The following is a 20,497-nucleotide window of genomic DNA, read 5'->3' as shown; positions in this document are numbered from 1 at the left end:
TCAACCCCCCAGGTTGAGCGTGAGTTTGGTGACGGCGAACGCCTCGGCGTATCGCTCGTGGCATTCGATGCCGCGGATCCGTGCCAGCCCGAGGAAGGCTTCGCGGTCGTACCAGGGCCGGTGCCGCTGTGAGGCGTAGTGCTCCTGCAGCAGTCGTACCTTCTCCTCGGCGACCTCCGTCGACAGCGGCTGGTACACCGCCATACGGCCGAGGTCGCCGTCCCACTTGACGATCTCGTAGCCGAGCACGAGGTGGTCGCGGAAGGCGGTGGGTATCAGCTGCGCCAGGCCGCGGTGGTCCTGGTGCGCGTCGTCGGTGCGGGGGGCCAGGATCAGGTCCGGGTCGGTCTGCGCGCGCAGTTCCTCCACGGCGGCCTTGGCCTCCTCCCAGTGCACGGGCATGCGACCGTCCGGCAGTTTGAGCACGGTCAGCCGCAGGTCGGCGCCCGGGCAGAAGGCGGCGAGCGCGGCCCGCTCCTCCTCCTCGCGTTCGGTGCCGCCGCCGGAGAGCACCAGCGCGTCGACCCGGAGACCGGGCCGCGCCCGGCACAGGGCAAGCAGCGTGCCGCCCGCGCCGATGGCGATGTCGTCGCAGTGCGCGCCGACGGCGACGATCCGGTCCGGGGACTCCGCCCCGAGTCGGATCACGCGCGCACCCCCTGCTCCCACACGGCCCACGGGCGGTCGCCCTGGGCGTAGGCGGCGTCGAGCGCGGCGCGCTCCTTCACCGTGTCGGTCGGCTTCCAGAAACCGCGGTGCTGGTGTGCCACCAGCCGCCCACGCTTGGCGAGTTGGCCGCATCCGTCGGCCACCAGGTCACCGTTCTCCGGTATGTGGTCGAAGACCTCCTGGCGGAGCACGAAGTAGCCGCCGTTCTCCCACAGCGGCAGTTCGCTCACCGCGGTGATGCCGCCGACCAGGTTGTCCTCGCCCAACTCCACGCAGTGGAAGGAGGACTGGGGCGGCACGACCATCATCGACGCACCGGCGTCGCGCTGGGAGAACTTCTCGATCATCTCCGGCAGCGGGGCGTCGGTGAGGACGTCGGCGTAGTTGGCGAGGAACATCTCGTCGCCTTCCAGGTGGTGCCGCACCCGGCGCAGCCGCTCCCCGATCGGTGACTCGATGCCGGTCTGCGCGAACGTGATCGTCCAGTCCGAGATGTCGGTGGACAGCAGCTCGGTCTCACCCTTGCGCAGCACGAAGTCGTTGGACGTCGTCTCCTCGTAGTTGAGGAAGAAGTCCTTGATGTGGTGGGCCCCGTAGCCGAGGCACAGGATGAACTCCTTGTGCCCGAAGTGCGCGTAGTAGCGCATGACGTGCCAGATCAGGGGTCTGGGGCCGACCATCGCCATCGGCTTGGGCACGTCGTCGGAGGTTCCGTTGCGCATCCGCATCCCGTAACCGCCGCAGAACAGAACGACCTTCATGCTGAGACCTTTCGGGACGCGCCTTCGACAACGCTCAGTTCCGGGATGGGAAAGACAAGCCGGCCGCCCCACTCGTGCACGAAGGACAGCTGCTCGGTGAGTTCGGCGCGCAGGTTCCACGGGAGGATGAGCACGTAGTCCGGCTTGTCCTCGGCTATCTGCTCGGGCGGCAGGATCGGGATGCGGGTGCCCGGGGTGAACCGGCCGTGCTTGTAGGGGTTGCGGTCGACCGTGTACGCGAGCAGGTCGGGCCGGATGCCGCAGTGGTTGAGCAGGGTGTTGCCCTTGCCCGGGGCGCCGTAGCCGACGACCGTCTCGCCACGCTCGGCCGCCTCGATGAGGAACTTGAGGAGGTCCCGGCGCACCTTGGCCACCCGGGCGGAGAACTCGGTGTACCCGGACAGCTCCTGCAGCCCCGCCGCCTTCTCCCGGGCCAGCACGTCGGCCACCCGCTGCGTCGGCTCGCCGGCCACCTCGGCCGGGCGGGCCCACAGCCGGATGGAGCCGCCGTGCGTGGGCAGCAACTCGACGTCGACGAGCGTGAGTCCGCCGCTCGCCAGGGCCTGGATCGCGGAGGCGACCGTGTAGTACTGGAAGTGCTCGTGGTAGATCGTGTCGTACTGGTTCTCCTCGATCAGGGTCAGCAGGTGCTGCACCTCGATGGAGACCCAGCCGTCGTCGGCGACCAGGGCGCGCAGCCCCTGGGTGAAGCCGACCACGTCGGGGATGTGCGCGTACACGTTGTTGGCCACGACCAGGTTCGCCGGGCCGTGCTCGGCGCGGACGGCCGAGCCGGTGTCCGGGCTCAGGAACTCGGTGAGCGTGGGTACGCCCGCGTCGCGCGCCGCGGCGCCGACGTTCACCGACGGCTCGATGCCCAGGCAGCGGATCCCGCGGTCCACCACGTGCCTCAGCAGATACCCGTCGTTGCTCGCGACCTCGACCACGAAGGCGTCGGAGCCGTCGGAGCCTTCGGTGTCGAGTCCCACCCGCTGTACGGCGTCGGCGACGAACGTACGCGCGTGCTCCACCCAGGAGGTCGAGAACGACGAGAAGTACGCGTACTCCTTGAACGTCTCCTCCGGCGTGATCAGCGGCGGGATCTGCGCGAGCCAGCAGTCGGTGCAGACCTGCAGGTGCAGCGGGTACGCGGGCTCCGGCTGGTCGAGTTGGTCGGCGGCGAGAAAGCTCTCACATGGTGGCGTCGCCCCGAGGTCGACGACGCTCGCCATCGCTTCCGAGCCACACAGTCGGCATCGTGTCATCTAGTGTTCCCATCCCCCCTGCTCGCGCGGGTGTCCCCGCCGCGAGTCAGTGCTGACCGACCCGCGATCGCGGTGCGGTACTCGTCAACCAGGCGGTCGAGACCGACCGTCGGGCTGAAACCCTGTTCGTAACGGCGCCGGGCCGCCTCGCCCATCTCCCGGTTGCGGGCCGGTTCGGCCGCGATATGGCGTATGCGGGAAGCGAGCGAGGCGGACTCGCCCGGCTGGTGCAGCAGCCCGGTCACCCCGTCTTCGACGAGTTCGACGAAGGCGCCGTGGCCGGCGGCGACGACCGGTACCCCGGCCGCCATCGCCTCCACGACCACCAGGCCGAACGCTTCCAGCCACGTCGAGGGGGCCACCACGGCGACCGATCGCGCGATGGCCTTCTGGCACTCCGCCGTGTCGTACAGGCCGACGTACCGCACGTCGTCCCGGCCCGCCGCCCAGGCGGTGACCTCTGCCTCCAGTGGTCCCGTGCCGGCGATCACGAGCGGTACTCCCACACCGCCGCTCGCCGCGATCTCGTCCCACGCGGCCATGAGCAGCCGTACGCCCTTGGCCTCCGCGAGCCGGCCGAGATAGAGCAGATGCTCGCCCGCGTCCGTGCGGCGCGCGTCCGGGTCGGGCACGAAGTTGTGCTTCACGGCCAGCCGCTCGGCCGGCATTCCGGCCCGCACCAGGACGTCGCGCTGAGCCGCGGAGATGCAGAGGAAGCGCTCCACGCCGGACCACCACCGCCGCCGGTTGGCCGACAGGCTGACCGCGAGCGGCACGGTCGCGAGGCGGGAGCCCCGGTAGCAGCCGTGCCGGACGGCGGGCAGTGGCGTCGACCCGACGCACTCGGTGCACGGCCGGCCGTCCCGCTGCAGTGTGCCGGGCGGGCAGACCTGGGTGTAGTTGTGCAGCGTCGCCACGGCGGGCACGCCGGCGTCGGCGCAGGCGGCGAGCACCGCGGGCGACAGGAGCGGGAAGACGTTGTGGACGTGGACGATGTCCGGCCGATCGGTGCGGAGCCGGTTGGCGAGTTCGGTGCGGACCGCCGGGTTCCACGGCACCCGCAAGGGCACCGCGACCTTGGCGAGGAGGGACATGGCGCCGATGTCGTCGCTGCGCCGCTCGAACATCTCGACCCGGTGGCCGCCCTCGCGCAGCAGCTCCACCTCCTGGTCGACGACCTTGTTCTCGCCGCTCGGCTGCGCCGAGCCGTAACGGTTGTGCACCACGAGTATGTGCATGCTCACCTCACCTCCGATCTCTGGGCCCAGCGCGGGATGCGTGGTCGAGGGACGTCGGGCGTGGCGAGGGGGGTGGCCTCGGCCGGTGCCGCCAACAGCGAGACGGCCAGGGCCAGATGCAGCAGATAGGGCGAGGCGTCGCCGAGACCGGCCTCGGTGTACGACGCGATCGCGCAGTAGCTGATCAGGAAGATCGCGCAGGCCCGTTGCAGCGACGGTGGCCTCAGCAACGCGACGCCGCCCAGCACGATGATGAACGCCGCGACGAGGCCGACGCCGATCAGACCCTGCTCGTTGTAGACGGCCAGCCAGCTGTTGTCGATCGGCAGCCCGCCGAACGACTTGTCGCCCAGGCCCACGCCGAACCACTTCTCCCGGGTCGTCCGCGGCGCGGCCAGCAGGGCGTCCCAGACCTTGGCCCGACCGGTGAGGCTGGAGAAGTTGTCCTTGCTCTGTCCGCGCAGGAACCACGCCTGCAGCGCGGAGGCGAACCCCACCGCGGCCACCGTGGCGATCGCCACCGACCAGGTGAAGAAGCGGCGGGCCGCGGCGCTGGTCAGCAGGAGGGAGCCGATCGCCAGCACCAGCCCGATGAGCAGGCCGAGCGTGGCCGTGCGGGTATGGGTCAGCGCGAGCAGGACGAGGGACGGCACGATGACCACCGCCGCGCTGGTCCGGTCGGTCCGGCGGCCCAGGAGGAGCAGCACGGTGAGCCCGATGATCACCGCGGCGTACTGGCCGATCTGCGGCGGGGTGAGCGGCCACAGCGCGCCGACCAGCCGCCCGCCGTAGAGGTCGGGCAGGGCCGCGCCCGGTGAGACGGCCAGGCCGAGGGCCACCGACCCGAGCACCGCGAAGTACATCCGGATGTGGTGCCGTACGAACGTCAGGCTGCCGTCCCACCAGCGGCTGAGCAGCCACAGCGTGCCGACGAAGAGCGTCAGCCGGAAGCAGCGGAACAGCGCGCCGAACCCGGACTCCAGGTGGGCGCTGGAGATCACGCTCGTCACCAGGAGCAGGGTGAGCAGGAACACATACGCGTTCGCTCGGATGCGCAGCCGGGCATTGATCACGAGCGCCAGCGCGAACGCGGCGACCAGCGCGCCCATGGTGACCATCTGGATGAGGGAGCGGGGCAGCGGGACGATGGTCTTCGCCCCGGCGGAGCCGAGCGTGTTGAGGACCAGCAGCCCCCAGACCACCCCGACGATCTTCGGTGTGCGCTTCTCCTCCATCTCAACCACCGGCCTTCGGGTCGGGGGCGAGGGTGCTGCCCGTGTCCTGCTGGTACGGCGTGCCCTGCCATTGCGTGAAGTCGAGTACGCGGGCCGGGTCGTGGGCGACGAACTTCCATGGGCCGACGTAGACGTTGTCGTGCCAGCGGTTGTGCTGCTCGGTGGTGATCGCGTCGGCCACTGCCTCGCCCTTGTACGGCGACCAGTCCGGATAGGTGCCGTAGTTGGACAGCACCGCCATCCGGTCGCACTTCGTCGTGCAGTTGACGACGGACGGGTCCAGCGCGAAGCGGTTGTCGTGGATGTCCACCCGCTGGGTCTTCCACCGGCAGTCGCCGTAGAGCGGCGCCTTGGCGATCGCCGGCTTCGCGCAGCTGTCGGTCTTCTTCACCAGCAAGGTGCAGTCACCGGACGAGGTGTTGGCCGGGCTGTTGCAGAACCGGTCGGCGTTCTCCCACAGGGTGATCCCGGACCAGTTGTTCTCCAGCACGTTCCGGTAGATCTCGATCTTGTCGGTGCGGGCTTCGACCCGTGGTTCACCGCCCGACTCCGACAGGTAGACGGTCGCGAACGGGAAGCTGTCGCCGCTGTCGGCCGCCTTGCGGCCCTCGACCCAGTTGTTCCGCCGGATCGTGTTCTTCCGGATGATCGCGTTGTAACTGATCTCGTAGATCAGCGCGGCACCGTCGTTGGCCTCGATCACGTTGTTCTCGATGAGGAAGTCGTTGTTGTTGGTGTCGGCCCACAACCCGGTCCCCCGGTTGTCGTGCACCCAGTTCCCACGTATGTCGGCGCCGTTGACGGCCCAGAACTTGATGCCTCCGGTGCAGCCGCAGCCCGGCTTGCGCCGCTCCCAGTCGCCGGTGTTGTTGCCCACGATCTCGTTGCCCTCGACGACCAGGCCGGTGATACGGCCGTTGCCCTTGTACGCGTTCATGCCGTACTGGCCGTTGTTGCGCAGGCAGTTGGCGCGGACCTGCTGACGGGCGCCGGCCATCAGCCCGGCACCGTCGTTGTCCTGGATCGTCGAGTCCTCGATCACCCACCCGTCGGCCGAGTCGTGGTTGACCACGCCCTCGTCGGACGGCGCCGCGAAACGCTGCACGGTCAGGTAGCGGATGGTGACGTCGCGGGCACTGCCGCTGAACGCGTACTGGTTCTTCTTCCCACCGTCGAGCACCGCGCCCGGCGCACCGAGGTAGCGGTCCCCCTTCTTCGGGACGACCTGCGCGTACCGGTCCGGGTCGAGCCTGTGCTTGCCCGGTCGGAGCCAGAACGTGGTGTTCGGGGGGTTGCCCTTGGTCTTGGCCGCCAGGTCACCGACCTTCGCGGGGTCGACCGTCACCGCACCCGCCGGTGCCTTGGTCGGCCCGGCCGCGGGGTTGGCGCACACCCGGGCCAGGGACTCGGACCGGGCCCCGGACGTGGTCGGCACGGCGGTCGGTTTCGCATCGGCTTCCGGCGTGCCGCTGTCACAGCCGGTCACCGCCAGCAGGGCCAACGCCAGCGGTGCCACCGCCAACGCCCAGGGCCGCCTCTTGATCCCCACGCGCCCCCCTAGCCGCGGAACCCGAGCACGGTGGTGAAACCCTCCGTGCCGTCGGTGGAGCCGGTGCCGATCAGGGTGGTGGCGGGTTCCTTGCGCCCGAATCCGGCGGAGTACCAGCCCAGCGGCGGTTCGGTCTCGCCGCGGTGCGCCTGCCAGGACAGTTGCGCGGGCAGGTCGAGTACGGCGGAGCGGTCCTCGCCGTCGCGGGTCCAGGTGAGCTGTGCCCGGTTCCCGACCAGGACGGCGGTGATCGCCGGGCCGAGGTGGAATGCCAGGTTCACGGTCCGGCGCGGGCCGCTCACCTCGTCCACGATCCTCAACTCCTGGATCTCTGCGTTCAGTTCCACCCGCCGTCGGTGCACGGAGCCCTGGTAGCCGTCGTGTTCGGCGCTCCACCGGGCCGTTTCCGCCCTCAGGACCCGGCTCTGGGCATGGCGGGTCCACAGGAACGGGCCGCCGGAGACGGACTGGTCAGCGCCGTCCAGCTGCAGGGTGTTGTGGCCGAGGGTCGAGCGGAAGTACTGCCGCCACTCGGGCTGCCCGTGGTAGCAGTACGTCCCCGGGTCGGCGAGCACGTCGACGCCGTCGTGCCGGACCTCCACGGACAGCGCGTCCGCGTGGGCGTGCGCGGCGATGGACAGGAAGCCGTGCGGCCCGCCGTCGCAGCGGCACCAGATCTCCTCCGGGCCGCGCAGGATCGTCATGCCCGCGTCGGCGAAGTGAGCCGGCCGGCTCGCCGGGCGGCTCACGGAGAGTTCGCTGGGCTTGGCGAGCGCGGCCAGCAGCGGGGTGCGCACATCGGTGGCGGTCACCTCCGGCCACCAGTCGAGCCGGCCGAACACGGCGTCCCCGGTGGCCAGCAGCGAGGCCCAACGGTCGGTGCCCGCGCCGTCGACGATCAGACCGTGTCCGTCGTCCGCGTCTCCCTGACGCGGCGGCCGCAGCCGGTTGTCCACGACGGCCGCGAGCGCGTCGGTCATGCGCAGCAGCACCAGCCGGGTCGTCGCGGGGACCGGCACGCCAGCGGCATCCGCCTCGGCCAACGCGGCCAGGCCCAGCTCCAGGACAAGACCGTGGTACTCGGTGGCCAGCTCGCGGTTGAGGCCGGAGCCGTAGGTGTTACCGCGCAGATGCCGGTCCAGCGAGCGCAGCGCGTCGTCTCGCCAGCGCGTCGAGGAAGGGAACCAGTCGAACGCGCAGGCCGCGGCGAACTGACCGGCGGCCTCAGCGATGACGTGGTTGTTCGCCGAAGAACCACGGCTGGGGAAGGCGGCCAGCCAGCGCTGGTGGTGCCAGATCTGGTTCCGCGCCACCGGGTTGCCCTCGAACAGGCCGGCCGCGCCCGGCCAGCCGTCGAGCAGTCGGCGGACCCACACCCAGGACAGCAGCCGGATGCCCAGCTCGATGCCGCTGATCCAATGGACGCCGCGCAGCGGCGGGTTGGCCGACCACCACGAGCGCAGGTGCTCGGCCACCCGCTCGGCGTACCGCTCGTTCCCGGTGACCGCGTAGGCGGCCGCGAGCTGGGTGAGGTAGTGGTGCCGGGACGGCTCCCAGATCTGCTTGATGTCTCCGACCGCGTCCTCGCTGCGGTACGGCACGTCGAAGGCGTAGCCCGAGGGGGCCCGGCGCCCGGTCTTCGGGTCGCGCCACCAGTCCGGGTCGGCCATGTCGTCACGGACCACGCCGAAGAACTCGGCGTGCCCGTCCATCAGCCGGTCCGCCTCGGCTATGAGGCGTTTCGCGGCGTCGGCGGGTACGCCGGAGATCGCCCCGGCGGGCAGTACGGCGGTGAATCGGGCGCCGGTCACGCTCGGGCAGTCGGGCGGCGCCGACCGCCAGCGCCGTCTGCGCACCGTGTCGCCCACCCGGCCCGCGACCTCCTGCGGCCCCATCCGGGACAGCCGCCGGAGGTACCAGCCCACGCTCATGGTCACTTGGACCTCGCCAACGTCACCGGCACGCCACCGGACAGGCCGGTCTGCACGGCGAGGGTGGCCGCCGTGGTGGCGACCAGCGACTCCAGCGGCACCGGCATCGGACCGCCGGTCCGAACCGCCTTGACGAACGCGGCCAGTTCGGCGTTCTGGCCCTTGTCCCGCGCCTTGGGCAGCCGCGAACTGACCCACTTCTTGCGCCCGTACACCGAGGCACGCACGAAGTCGTCGAGTCGCAGCGCGCGGCCGTCCGCGACCAGGTCCAGCGTCTCCTTGGGGAAGCCGGAGGGGCCGGTGGTGACGTAACTGATGGTGGCGGTGGAGCCGTCCGGGTAGCGCAGCAAGACCTGCAGGTCCTCGTTGCCGGACGTGGCGGTCGCGTACACCGAGACCGGGTCCGCGTCGAGCAGCCAGCTCGCCGTGTCGATGAAGTGTCCCCCCTCGCCGGCGAACCGCGAGCCCTCGGTGCCCTGCTGGAGATACCAGCTGCCGTGCGTGAGGCGGCCCGCGTTGACCAGGTAGCGGAGGTTCGCGGGACCGGTCCGGGCGCCGAACCGCGTCCTGGCCTCCTGCAGCAGCGGCGCGAACCGGCGGTTGAAGCCCACCTGGAGCCGGTCGTTGCCGGACTCCTCCACCGCCGCGAGCACGCCGGCCAGTTCGTCCTCGGTGAGGGCCAGGGGCTTCTCCACGAACACGGTCTTGCCGGCCAGGAGGGCCTGCCGGGTCAGTTCGGCGTGCGAGCTGTGCCGGGTGACCACGAACACCGCGTCGATGGACTTGTCGCCGAGCACGGCGTCGAGGTCGGTGGTCGCCTGGGCGAAGCCGAACTTCCGCTGCGCGTTGGCTCCGGACAGCGCCGTCGTGGTGACGACGGTCGACAGCTCGACGCCCTCGCGCTGTGCGAGGTGCGGCAGCAGCATCGACGTCGCGTAGTTGCCGGCGCCGACGAAGGCGAGACGTACCGGGGTCTTGGCGGCCGGGGCGGGGGGCTTCACGTTCACGGCGGGCACCGCCACCGACGGGGCCTCGGCCTCCCGGGCGTCTTGATCGGGGTACCGGAACAGCGCGGTGATGGCCTTCAGCTCGCCGTCCTTCAGGCGCTGGTAGGTCTCGACGGCGTCGTCGAAGTCGGCGACGTGGGAGATCAGGGGCTCCACGTCGACCTTGCCGCGGGCGGCCAGGTCGAGGAAGCAGGCCAGGTTGCGGCGCTCGGTCCAGCGCACGTAGCCGATCGGGTAGTCGCGCCCCTCCAGCTCGTACGACGGGTCGTAGCGCCCGGGGCCGTAACTGCGGGAGAACCGGACGTCGAGTTCCTTCTCGTAGTACGCGTTCCACGGCAGGTCGAGGCGGCACTTGCCGATGTCGACGACCCGGCCGCGGTCCCGGGCCAGCTTGGCGGCCAGTTCGACGGGCTGGTTGCTGCCACCGCCGGCGGCCAGGTACACCTGGTCCACGCCGTGTCCGTCGGTGAGTTCGGCGACGGCGTTCTCCACCGCGGCGGAGGCGGGGTCGCCGCAGGCCGCGGCGCCCAGGCGCTCGGCGAGCTCGCAGCGCGCCGGGTCGGGGTCGGCGCCGACGACGCGGACTCCCGAGGCGGCCAGGAGCTGGACCACCAGCTGGCCGATCAGCCCGAGGCCGATGACGAGTGCCACTTCGCCGAGCTGCGGCTCGCCCTGGCGGACACCCTGCATGGCGATCGACCCGACGGTGCCGAAGGCCGCGTGGCTGGGCGCGAGGCCGTCCGGCACCGGGACGTAGAGGTTCTTCGGCACCCAGTTGAGCTCGGCGTGCAGCGCGTGCTCGTTGCCGGCGCAGGCCACCAGGTCGCCGACCTTCACGTCGTCGATCCCGGCGCCGACCTCCTCGACCACCCCGCACAGCGAGTAGCCCAGCGGCGTGTAGGAGTCCAGCTTGCCCATCACCTTGCGGTACGTGGCGGGCACCCCGTTGGTGGCCACGCTCTGCATGACCTTGGCCACCTGGTCAGGGCGGGAGCGGGCCTTGCCCAACATCGACATGCCGGCCTCGGACACCTTCATGAGCTCGGTGCCGGTGGAGATCAGCGAGTAGGCGGTGCGGACCAGCACACCGCCCGGCTTGCACCCCGGCACCGGAACGTCGAGCACCGCCAGCTCGCCGCTCTTGTAGTTCTGTACGACCTGTTTCACCGAAGTCCCCTTATTCCTAAGCCGTTTGCCGAGTGCTCTGGCCGGACCCGGAGGTCGCGTCGCGATACCAGTACTCAAGGGTCAGCACATGCCACAGATGCTTGGAGAAGTCCTGCTGTCCGGCGGCGTCCTCGGCGACCATCCGGTTCAGCGCGTCACGGCGCAGGAACCCGGAGCGGACGAGCTCGCCGTCGTTGACCACCTCGCGCACCAGTGGGGCCAGATCCCGGCTCATCCAGGCCCGCAGCGGGGCGCTGAACAGGCCCTTGGGCCGGTAGACGATCTCCCGGGGCAGGATCGAGGTGGCCGCCTCCTTGAGGACCGCCTTGCCCTGTCGTCCGACGATCTTGCGGTCACCGGGCACGGCGAACGCCGCCTTGACCACCTCGACGTCCACGTACGGCACCCGCACCTCGGTCGACGCGGCCATGCTCGACCGGTCCGTGTACGCCAGGTTCAGGCCCGGCAGGAACATCCGGGCGTCGCCCAGGCACATACGGTTGACGAAGTCGTCGAGCTCGTTGTCCTGGTAGATGTCCGCGTGTTCGGTCAGCACGTCGTCGACCGTCCCCGCCAGGTCCGGATCGACCAGGGCGAGCAGCTCGTTCTGGTCGTACATGGTGTAGCTGCGCCGGAACGCGGTCTCCTCCGGCAGATCGGCGAAGGACAGGAACCGCTTCGCGAAGCGCACCGAGCGCAGTCCCCGCCGGGACGTGGCGACCGGCAGCCGGTCCACGACCGCGGACACACCGCGCCGCAGGGGTCGCGGGACGCGCTGGTAGCGCAGCGCGAGCAGATTGGCCAGGTGCTTGCGGTACCCGGCGAACAGCTCGTCGGCCCCCATCCCCGAGAGCATCACCTTGACCCCGGCCTCCCGGGCGGCCGAGCAGATCAGGAAGGTGTTGATCGCCGCGGGGTCACCGATCGGCTCGTCCAGGGAGTACGTCATCTGCGGCAGCAGCTCGAGCACGTTCGGGGCGATCTCGATCTCGTGCAGGTCGACGCCGAACTGCTCGGCGACCTGCCGCGCGTAGCGCAGGTCGTCCGGCATCGCCTCGAACTTGGCGTCCTCGGCGCGGAACCCGATCGTGTAGGCGGAGATCCCGGGGTGCTCGCGGGCGGCCAGCGCGGTCAGGTAGCTGGAGTCGAGCCCGCCGGACAGGAAGGTCGCCACAGGTACGTCGGAGAGCAGGTGCTGACGGGTCGACTCCTCGACGACGGCGGCCAGGTCCGGCCGTTCACCGGCCCGGGCCCGTTCCTGACCCTCGGCGGCGATGTCCTTCAGGTTCCAGAACCGGCCGCGCTCCACCCGGCCGTCGGGCCGGCACCGCAGCCAGCTCCCCGGCGGCAGCTTCTCCGCCTCGCGGAACGCGCAGCGCGAGTCCGGCACCCAGTAATAGAGGAGCGAGGCCACCAGCGCCGCATGGTCCACCTCCAGCCTGCCGCCGGTCGCGGCGGCGAGCGCCTTGAGCTCGGAGGCGAAGACCAGGCCCTCGCCGCGCCGGAGCAGGAACAGCGGCTTGATGCCCAACTGGTCGCGGACCAGCACCAGTTCACCGGTGCGCTCGTCGAAGACGGCGAACGCGAACATGCCGCGCAGCCGGGGCAGGCAGTCCGTGCCCCAGCGCCGCCAGGCCTCGAGCAGCACCTCGGTGTCGGAGGTGCCGCGGAAGCGCACCCCGGCGGCCTCCAACTCGGCCCGCAGTTCGGGCGCGTTGTACAGCTCACCGTTGTACGTCAGGACGAGGCTGTCCTTGACCATCGGCTGGGCGCCGGTCTCGGACAGGTCGATGATGGACAGCCGGCGGTGCCCGAGCTGCACCTCGCCGTCCCCGACGGGGTGGCCGTAGCGGCCCGCCCCGTCCGGGCCCCGGTGGGCGAGGGTGTCGGTGAGCCGGTCGGTCACGATCTTGCCATCCGGCCATCGGTAAGTCCCTGCGATGCCACACATGTCCTACCGCACCTCCTGGTCGCTGTCCGGGATCCGTGCGGCCCACATCGGCTGTCGCTCCGTCTTCACCTGGCCGGTCCCGTTCTGCCGGGCCGTCCGCTCGCTGTGCCCCCGCAGCGCGACGTGCAGCCCGTCCCAGAGCGTGCCGTCGGTCCGGTCCCGCGGATCGGGGTCGATCAGCACCACACCGACCACCGCGATGCGCTGGTCCGCGAGTTGCCGCGCCACGGTGTGCAGCCATGCGGCGCTGCCGTGCCCGGCACGCACGACGAGCACGGTCTGGGTACCGAGGTACTGGAGCTCGGTCCACGCGGTGCCGGGTGCCACCGAGCCGACGCCGAGCAGGCGCCCGTGCTCCGGCACGCTCGTGGCCTGTCGGCCGCTGACCACGGTGGGGTCCCCCGGCTTCGGGCGGCGGCGGGAGAGCTCCGAGCCCGGCAGGCCGTCGACGACGACCACGGGCCCGTCATCCGCCAGTGCCCTGGCGACGTTCAGGGCGATCGCGCTCGTGCTGCGCGCACAGCCCAGTTCCAGCAGCGACAACGGGTCCGCGGAGCCGCGGGCGGTGCGGGCCAGGGACACGGTGAGCCGTTCGCGGGCCAGCCGGGTCCGTCGGCGCTGCCACGGCCTGCCCGACCGGCGGGGCAGCTCCGAGATGACCGAGGCACCCAGGTTCGCCGCGATGTCCCGGCGCAGCACGGGGCGGTCCGCGACCACCACGCCGACCGCGGCCAGCGCGAGCCCGAGGAAGAGCCCGAGGACGAGCCCGATCCCGGCGTCGGTGGCAGCGGCCTTGGGCAGGGAGTGCCGTACCGCGCTCGGGTCGTCCACGATCTGCGTGCCGGCGATGACCGCGGGCGTGCCGGTGCGGGCCTCGGCGGCGCGCTGGTCGAAGTCGGCGATCCGCGAGTTGAGTTCGGCCCGGCGGGCGTAGAGCGACTCGAGGCTCGCCGCCCCCGTCGTGTCGCCGGCCGCGGACCGGTTGTTGATCTCCTTGTTGACCGCGGCGAGTTCGTCGCGTGTGCGGTCACGCTGGTCGAGCAGGGCCTTGGACTCGGCCTGCGCGGTTGCCTTCATCCGCTGCACGTGGTCCGCGACGAACGCGTCGGCCAGCGCCTTGGCCCGGGCCACCGCCTGGGCGTCGTCGTCGCCGGTCACGTCGATCTGCAGCAGGTTGTTGGTCAGGCCGGTGCCCCGGTAGTCCTTCATGAAGTCCTCGGGCTTCTCCGGGGACTTGAGGGACTTCAGGGCCGCGTCGGCGATGCGCGTGGTCTGCAGCAGCGCGACGTCGGTGCGGATCAGCGTGCCGGTGTCGTTGGGCTGGTCCTCCGCGTGGGCGACCAGCACCTTGGTCATCGCGCTCGGCGGTGGCGGCAGCAGGACCGCCACGGCCAGGCCGGCCAGGAAGCCCAGGGCCGCCATGGCGCACCACAGGCGGCGGCGCCTGCGCACCGCCACCACCAGCGCCTGCACGTCCAGGAGCGGGGTGGCGGCCGACTGTGGTGACGTCGTGTTCGTGGTCACGCCCGACCTCCCGTCGCGCGGGGAACCGCGAACGTCAGCGTGGCGTCGTCCGGCAGGTCGGCGGCGGCACGCGTGGCACCGGCCTGGACCGGTCCCGCGACGACGACGCCGACGATGTCGTGCCGGCCGTCCGCGCACGCCTCGGCGATGCCGGCGAGTTCCTCCGCGGTCCAGTTGTTCGCGCTGAGGACCACCACGGCACCGTTCTCCGTCTCCCGGTCCGGCACGATCGGCCGGTCCACGGACACCTCCACCATCCGCAGCAGTGGATCGTTCTTGGCCTCGGCGAGGAGCTGCCCCGCGGCCCGGCGGGCGATCTCGTCGCCGTCCGGTACGACGACCAGCAGCCGCCGGGGAGCAGGCAGCTGCTCCCGGAGGCGGGCGCACACCCGCCGGTAGCGGAGCCGTCGGCCGGCCTCGTCGCCGGACTTCTGCGGGGGCGGTACGTCCCAGCGGGTGTCGGCGCCGAGGAGCCGTCGGATGCGGGTTGTCCGGCCCCCGCCCTGCGGCGCGTGCGCGGGCCATTCACCGGGCACGTCCACGGCGCCAAGCGGTGTCGAACCCAGTGCCGCGGCGATCTCGGGTTCGGTGCGCAGTCGGCGGTTCATCCGTGCGGCGACGAGATGGCCGAGGACCGCGAGCAGGAAGAACACGAGCGCCCCGCCGACGATGAGCTGAATCCTGGTCGGCGGCGCCTCACCGGTGGGCCGGGGGGCCTCCCCCATGACGACCATGCCTGACTTGCTGGTCGACGGGTCGGCCTCTTCCAGCTTCTTCATGGCCGCCTCCAGCGAGGTGCGCAGGTTCTCGAGCGCCGTGCGGGACTGCACGCTCTCCACGGTCTGTCCCGGATCGGCCGCGTCGGCCAGCTCGGAGATGCGCCGGTTGGTCTCCGTCACCTGCTTGCGCAGCGCCTCGGTCTGCGCGGCCACCGAGGCGTCGGTGCCGCTGCCCGCGACCTGCGCGGCGAACTGCACGAACTGCTGGGCCACCCCGTCGGCGAGCCGCTGCGCGCGCTCCGGGGTGTCGGCCGTACCCGCGATCGTGATGATGTTCCCGTCGGCGGCCGAGGCGCTCACGTCGTCCTGCAGCTCGGAGCGGCTGACGTCGGACCAGTGCAGAGCGTCGGCCGCACGGTCGACCACGGTCAGGCTGGTGGCGATGTCGACCTGGGTGAGCAGCTCTCGTTCCTCCCACACTCCTGGCAGCAGTACCGGTGCCGACGCGGTGTATCGCGGTGGGAACACCAGCACCGAGGTGCCGTAACCGAACAGTGCGCCCACCACGGCGAGGACGGCCAGAAGCCGCCAGCGCCGCCGGAGTATCCGCCCGATCGTGACGAGGCGGATGGTGTCTTCGTTCAACTGCGCTGCCTCTTCTTCCTTGTGCGCACCGGACCGCTCGCCGGCACCGCGTCGCGGTTCCGGCAGGCGGCGGTATAGGCGGCGAGCAGTGACGCCTGTGAGTTGCGCCAGGAGAGCGGCCCGCCGATCCGCTCCTGGCCGATCTTGCCCATCCGGGCCCGCTTGTCCGGATCGTCCAGCAACTCCGTGATGAGCTCGGCGAACCGGGTCTCGTCGTTGGCCGGCGCGTAGACGGCGGCTTCACCGGCGGAGACGCGGGCCTCCTTCAGGTCGAAGGAGACGATCGGCCGGCCCATCGCCATGTACTCCAGGACCTTGTTCATGGTCGACACGTCGTTGAGCGGATTGCGCGGGTCGGGAGACAGACACACGTCCGCGGTGGACAGGTAGCGCAGCAGGTCGGCGTCCGGGATGCGCCCGGTGAACTGCACCTGCTCGGTGAGCCCGAGCTCCCGGGACAGCTCGACCATCGCGTCGAAGGCGTCGCCGGAGCCGACGAACACCGCGTGCCAGTCGGTCCGCCCGAACTCGTCGCGCAGCTTGGCGAGGGCGCGCAGGGCGTAGTCGACGCCGTCCTGCGGGCCCATGACGCCGAGGTAGCAGAGCAGATGGGGCTTGCCGCGCTTCAACTCCGGCTCGGGCGGCACCGGTTGGAACCGTTCGATCTGGGGCGCACTGCGCACCACGTAGACGTCCTCGGGCCGCTTGCCGCCGCGGCTCACCGCGACGTCCTTGTAGCTCTCGTTCGTGGCGAGCACGACGTCCGCGGCCCGGTAGGTCCGCCGTTCCACGGCGCACACCGCGCGGTAGAGCAGGTCCTTGCCGCGGTCGAAGCGGGACAGGTACAGCTCGGGCACCAGGTCGTGCTGGTCGAAGACGAACCGCGCGCCGCGCCGCCGCAGCCAACGGGCCGCCAGGAACAGCAGGTCGGGCGGGTTGCAGGCGTGGACCACGTGGACCGGGCCGACCTTGCGGGCGAGCCGGGCCGTGTGCCACAACGCCGATCCGTACTCCTGCAGATAGCCGGCCGGTCCTCCGGTGGCGGCGCGCAACGGGTAGCGGTGGATCCGCACCCCGTCTATCAACGCCTCCGGCTCCGTGTCCCGTTTCTCCCCCTGCGGACAGATGACGTGCACGTCCCAGCCCGCGTCGCGCAGCGTCGTGCACTCCTGCCACACCCGTCGGTCGAACGGCACCGACAGGTTCTCCACCAGGATCAGCGCGCGCCGGCCCGAGCCGTCGCCGCTGACTTCGTTACCAAGCAAGGCCTATGTATCCCGGTTCGGTCCGGCGCGTCTCGGCGTCGGGAAGGCGGATGAGGTCGACTATCACCGGGCCGCCGCCATGAGGCAGGGCCGCGAGGACAGCCGGGTCTTTGGTCCCGACCAGGCACACCTCGGCATGGTCGAGCACCTCCTCGACGGAGTCCGCGAGCAGCTGCGCGAGGTGCGGCAGCCGGGTCTCGATGTACTCGCGGTTCGCGCCGATCAGCCGGGAGAGGCTCACGTTGGCGTCGTGGATCCGCAGGTCGTACCCCTTGCCGTGGAGCCGCTCCGCCAGCTCGACGAGCGGACTCTCGCGGAGGTCGTCGGTGCCGGGTTTGAAGGACAGCCCGAACAGGCCCACCTTCCGCTTGCCGGTGCGCTCCACCAGGTCCACCGCACGCTGCAGGTGGTCGGAGTTGGAGGGCAGCACGTGGGAGAGGATGGGCACCGAGACGTCGGCCCGCTGCGCCGCGTGGACCAGGCTGCGCAGGTCCTTGGGCAGGCAGGAGCCGCCGAAGGCGAAGCCGGGTCGCAGGTAGGCGGGGCTGATGTTCAGCTTGCGGTCGGCCAGGAAGACGTCCATCACCTGGTGCGAGTCCACGCCCAACGCCTGGCACACGGCGCCGAGTTCGTTCGCGAAGCCGATCTTGAGGCCGTGGAACGCGTTGTCCGCGTACTTGATCGCCTCGGCCGTCGGGACCGGCACCCGGAACACCTCGCCCGGCAGGCCCTCGTACAGCGCGGCCACCACGTCGCCGCTGGCCGGGTCGAGCTCGCCGATGACGGTCTTGGGCGGGTCGAAGAAGTCCCGCACGCTGGTTCCCTCGCGCAGGAACTCCGGGTTGACCGCGACCCCGACGTCCACTCCGGCGGTGCCGCCGATGTTCTTCTCCAGGATCGGTACCAGGAGGTTCAGGCAGGTGCCCGGGAGCATCGTGCTGCGGAACACCACGGTGTGCCGCCCGCCCCGCTCGGCCAGCGCGGCGCCGATCTCCTCGGTGACCCGCTCCAAGTACGTCGTGCACAGGCTGCCGTTGGGCTCCGACGGGGTGCCCACGCAGATCAGCGACACCTCGCTGTCCATGATCGCCTCACGGACGTCGGTGGTGGCGCGCAGCGCTCCGGTCCGTACGACGTCGGCGGTGAGTTCGCCGATCCGCTCCTCGACCACCGGGGCCTTGCCGTCGTTGACCAGGTCGACCTTCACCTGGTTGACGTCCACGCCGATGACCTCGTGCCCCATGCCGGCCAGGCACGCGGCCGACACGCAGCCCACGTAGCCGAGCCCGAACACGCTGATTCTCATGACCGGTTCCTCCCCCCCAGGCAGGCCCTTGTGGCCTGCGCTCTGCCCGCCGTCCGGACGGGACCCCCCGCACATCAGTAGGCCCCCTGGCCGTAGAGCACCGCGCGCAGCGTCTTCCACAAGATCACCGCGTCCAGGGCGAGCGACCAGTCCTCCACGTACCGCAGGTCGAGGCGGACGGCCTCCTCCCACGGCAGGTCGCTGCGTCCGCTGATCTGCCACAGGCCGGTGAGGCCGGGCTTGACCAGCAGTCGCCGCCGGATGTCCGGGCCGTACTCGGCGGACTCCTCCGGCAGCGGAGGGCGCGGACCGACGAGCGACATCGATCCGGTGAGTACGTTGAACAGTTGCGGGAGTTCGTCGAGCGAGTACCGGCGCAGCACTGTTCCCACCCGGGTCACCCGCGGATCCCGGCGCATCTTGAACAGCAGTCCTGCGCCCTCGTTGCGGTCGGCCAGCTCGGCACGTGTCCGGTCGGCCCCTACGACCATGGTGCGGAACTTGAGGATGGTGAACTCACGGCCGTCCTTGCCGACCCTGCGCTGGCGGTAGAACGCCCCGCCCCGGCTGTCCGTCACCACGAGCAGTCCGACGAAGAGCATCAGCGGCGCGAACAGGATCAGCAGAATCGCCGAGCCCAGCCGGTCGGCGACCGCCTTGATCGCCCGGCGGCCCCCGGTGAACGTCGGCATGCTGACCCGCAACAGGGGGATCCCGAGCACGGCGTCGACGTGCAGCCGCGGGCCGGCCACCTCCATCAGCACCGGGGCCACGACCATCTCGGCCTCGCTGCCCTCGAGGTTCCAGGCCAGCCGCTGCAGCCGGTCCGGTGTCCAGTAGGGGTCCGGTGTGATCGCGACGACCCGATAGCCGTCGTTCTCCACGTACTTGGCGACGTCCGTCAGCTGGCCGACGACCGGCACTCCGTCCAGTTCGTCACCGTCGAACCCGCGGCCTTCCGTCGTGCACACCCCGTCCACCCGCCATCCGAGGTGGGGGAACTTGCGGGTGCGGCTGATCAGGTCGCTCACGGTGGCCGGGCTCCCGGCGGCGAGCACCGGTCTCAGACACTGCCCTTCCTTGCGCTGCTTGTGCAGCCCGAGGCGGAGCAGATACCGCGCGGTCATGGTGACCAGCGCGATCGCGGGGATCGCGACGAAGATCCAGAGCTTGATGTTGCGTGAGGTGAGGGCGATCCCGCCGAGCGCGAGCACGACGGTCGCCGCGAAGAGTGAACGACCGAGCCTACGGAATTCCTCGGCGCCCTGGCCGAGCACGGCCGGCGCCCACGCCCGGCCCACCGCGAGCGCTCCCAGCACCAGCAGCTCGGTGCCGAACGCGAGAATTCCCCATTTCTCATGCCAGTTGGCCGCGTCCCGGGCCCCGAAGAACTCGCCGATCCCCGCGACCACGAAGGCGGTGGTCACCGTGTCGCTGGTGATCACGGTACGGCGGTACCGCTGCTCCCAGCCGTTCGCCGACTGGCCTGCCGCCCCATCCGTCAGACGCTCGTGCGCCGACGGAAGGGGCCTGACTATTCCCCCCTCCCGCACAGAATCCCCCCGGTCCCCAGTGGTACGACGTGGTTGCCAGACACCGTTCCTCCCCCCGGGAGGCCCCCGCCTCCCGCAAAAAGTTCCTCCCCTTGCGGGACCCCCGCCCCGCGCCGCGCTGTTCCTCTCCCGGGAGACACCGCCCCGCGCATGACATGCCTACGTCAACGCCGCGTAAGCAACTCGCCCCTGGCAGCAGCAGACTTACACGTTTCGCCAGACACTTGAGTTGCGCGGGAACTCACTGAAACCTCGGATGCTCCCCGCACCCGAAGCCCCCCTCGGCTTCGAAGAACTGATTACCCCCGAGCCTGGCGCCGAGACGTTTCTGCTCAGTGTCCGCAGCGCCGGACCCATAGATCACTATTTGTCGCCCCGTGTCCCACCATGGGCAGCAAGGTCAATCTAGACCATCGAGACCCGTCTGCAAGGGGGGATGTGTGGAATATGTGCTTACGATTTGAAGATGGGGCAGCGGAGCCATCACTTCAGCGTGTGTTTCGGCCACAAAGACGGGCCTGGTGACCTGCGATGACGCGAGTTTCGTTTGCAGAGATGGTGTCCCGCGGGGGTGACCGCCGGGTGGCACAGCCGATCAAGACGGCCGGAATCCGCAAGCCGGGTCGGGCGGCTCTCCGCTGGGTGGACTTGTCCAACTCGCCTCAGCGGGGGGCCTCGTGGACGGCTTCACACGACTCGGGCTGCGTAGGTC

The 20,497-nt window shown here is 70.8% G+C and carries 14 protein-coding genes; all 14 read right to left on the bottom strand.

What is annotated here, in order from left to right; translation table 11 throughout:
• The 14 genes from AB0D34_RS26025 to AB0D34_RS25960 all read right to left on the bottom strand — a co-directional run bounded on the left by AB0D34_RS26025 (position 1) and on the right by AB0D34_RS25960 (position 19,785).
• Entirely contained in the window at positions 1–648 is a 648-nt protein-coding gene (locus AB0D34_RS26025) for a PIG-L family deacetylase (RefSeq protein ID WP_362665290.1), read from the bottom strand.
• A complete protein-coding gene (locus tag AB0D34_RS26020) occupies positions 645–1,430 on the bottom strand; it encodes a sugar phosphate nucleotidyltransferase (protein WP_362665288.1) in 786 nt (261 codons plus the stop codon). Before AB0D34_RS26020 ends, AB0D34_RS26025 begins: the two co-directional genes overlap by 4 nt.
• On the bottom strand, positions 1,427–2,695 hold the full coding sequence (locus AB0D34_RS26015; RefSeq protein ID WP_362665286.1) for a class I SAM-dependent methyltransferase: 1,269 nt from the start codon (positions 2,693–2,695) through the stop codon (positions 1,427–1,429). Before AB0D34_RS26015 ends, AB0D34_RS26020 begins: the two co-directional genes overlap by 4 nt.
• Positions 2,692–3,933, bottom strand: coding sequence for a glycosyltransferase (locus AB0D34_RS26010; RefSeq protein WP_362665284.1), 1,242 nt, complete (start codon positions 3,931–3,933; stop codon positions 2,692–2,694). The genes AB0D34_RS26015 and AB0D34_RS26010 overlap by 4 nt, the downstream gene beginning before the upstream one ends.
• Positions 3,934–3,935: 2 nt before the next feature.
• Entirely contained in the window at positions 3,936–5,168 is a 1,233-nt protein-coding gene (locus AB0D34_RS26005; RefSeq protein WP_362665282.1) for an O-antigen ligase domain-containing protein, read from the bottom strand.
• Position 5,169: 1 nt separating this feature from the next.
• Complete coding sequence (locus AB0D34_RS26000; RefSeq protein ID WP_362665280.1) at positions 5,170–6,717, bottom strand: right-handed parallel beta-helix repeat-containing protein; 1,548 nt, start codon at positions 6,715–6,717, stop codon at positions 5,170–5,172.
• A gap of 8 nt (positions 6,718–6,725) precedes the next feature.
• On the bottom strand, positions 6,726–8,654 hold the full coding sequence (locus AB0D34_RS25995) for an alginate lyase family protein (RefSeq protein ID WP_362665278.1): 1,929 nt from the start codon (positions 8,652–8,654) through the stop codon (positions 6,726–6,728).
• A complete protein-coding gene (locus tag AB0D34_RS25990; protein ID WP_362665276.1) occupies positions 8,651–10,822 on the bottom strand; it encodes a bi-domain-containing oxidoreductase in 2,172 nt (723 codons plus the stop codon). Before AB0D34_RS25990 ends, AB0D34_RS25995 begins: the two co-directional genes overlap by 4 nt.
• A 16-nt stretch (positions 10,823–10,838) precedes the next feature.
• Positions 10,839–12,773, bottom strand: coding sequence for an asparagine synthase (glutamine-hydrolyzing) (gene asnB, locus AB0D34_RS25985; protein ID WP_362665274.1), 1,935 nt, complete (start codon positions 12,771–12,773; stop codon positions 10,839–10,841).
• Between the two features lie 3 nt (positions 12,774–12,776).
• Positions 12,777–14,297 (bottom strand): Wzz/FepE/Etk N-terminal domain-containing protein, encoded by a 1,521-nt coding sequence (locus tag AB0D34_RS25980; RefSeq protein ID WP_362665272.1) that lies wholly within the window; start codon positions 14,295–14,297, stop codon positions 12,777–12,779.
• Positions 14,294–15,661: a Wzz/FepE/Etk N-terminal domain-containing protein gene (locus AB0D34_RS25975; RefSeq protein ID WP_362665270.1), complete on the bottom strand. Its 1,368-nt coding sequence runs from the start codon at positions 15,659–15,661 to the stop codon at positions 14,294–14,296. The genes AB0D34_RS25980 and AB0D34_RS25975 overlap by 4 nt, the downstream gene beginning before the upstream one ends.
• The gene (locus AB0D34_RS25970; RefSeq protein WP_362665268.1) at positions 15,658–16,926 is read right to left on the bottom strand and encodes a glycosyltransferase family 4 protein; all 1,269 of its coding nucleotides are present in this window, start codon (positions 16,924–16,926) and stop codon (positions 15,658–15,660) included. The genes AB0D34_RS25975 and AB0D34_RS25970 overlap by 4 nt, the downstream gene beginning before the upstream one ends.
• Positions 16,916–18,232 (bottom strand): nucleotide sugar dehydrogenase, encoded by a 1,317-nt coding sequence (locus AB0D34_RS25965; RefSeq protein ID WP_362665266.1) that lies wholly within the window; start codon positions 18,230–18,232, stop codon positions 16,916–16,918. The genes AB0D34_RS25970 and AB0D34_RS25965 overlap by 11 nt, the downstream gene beginning before the upstream one ends.
• A gap of 74 nt (positions 18,233–18,306) precedes the next feature.
• Positions 18,307–19,785, bottom strand: coding sequence for a sugar transferase (locus AB0D34_RS25960; RefSeq protein WP_362665264.1), 1,479 nt, complete (start codon positions 19,783–19,785; stop codon positions 18,307–18,309).
• Positions 19,786–20,497 lie beyond the last annotated feature (712 nt).

Origin of the sequence: Streptomyces sp. NPDC048420, from assembly GCF_040651535.1 — a bacterium.
Classification (GTDB): domain Bacteria; phylum Actinomycetota; class Actinomycetes; order Streptomycetales; family Streptomycetaceae; genus Streptomyces.
This window is presented reverse-complemented; position numbering and strand designations above follow the sequence as displayed.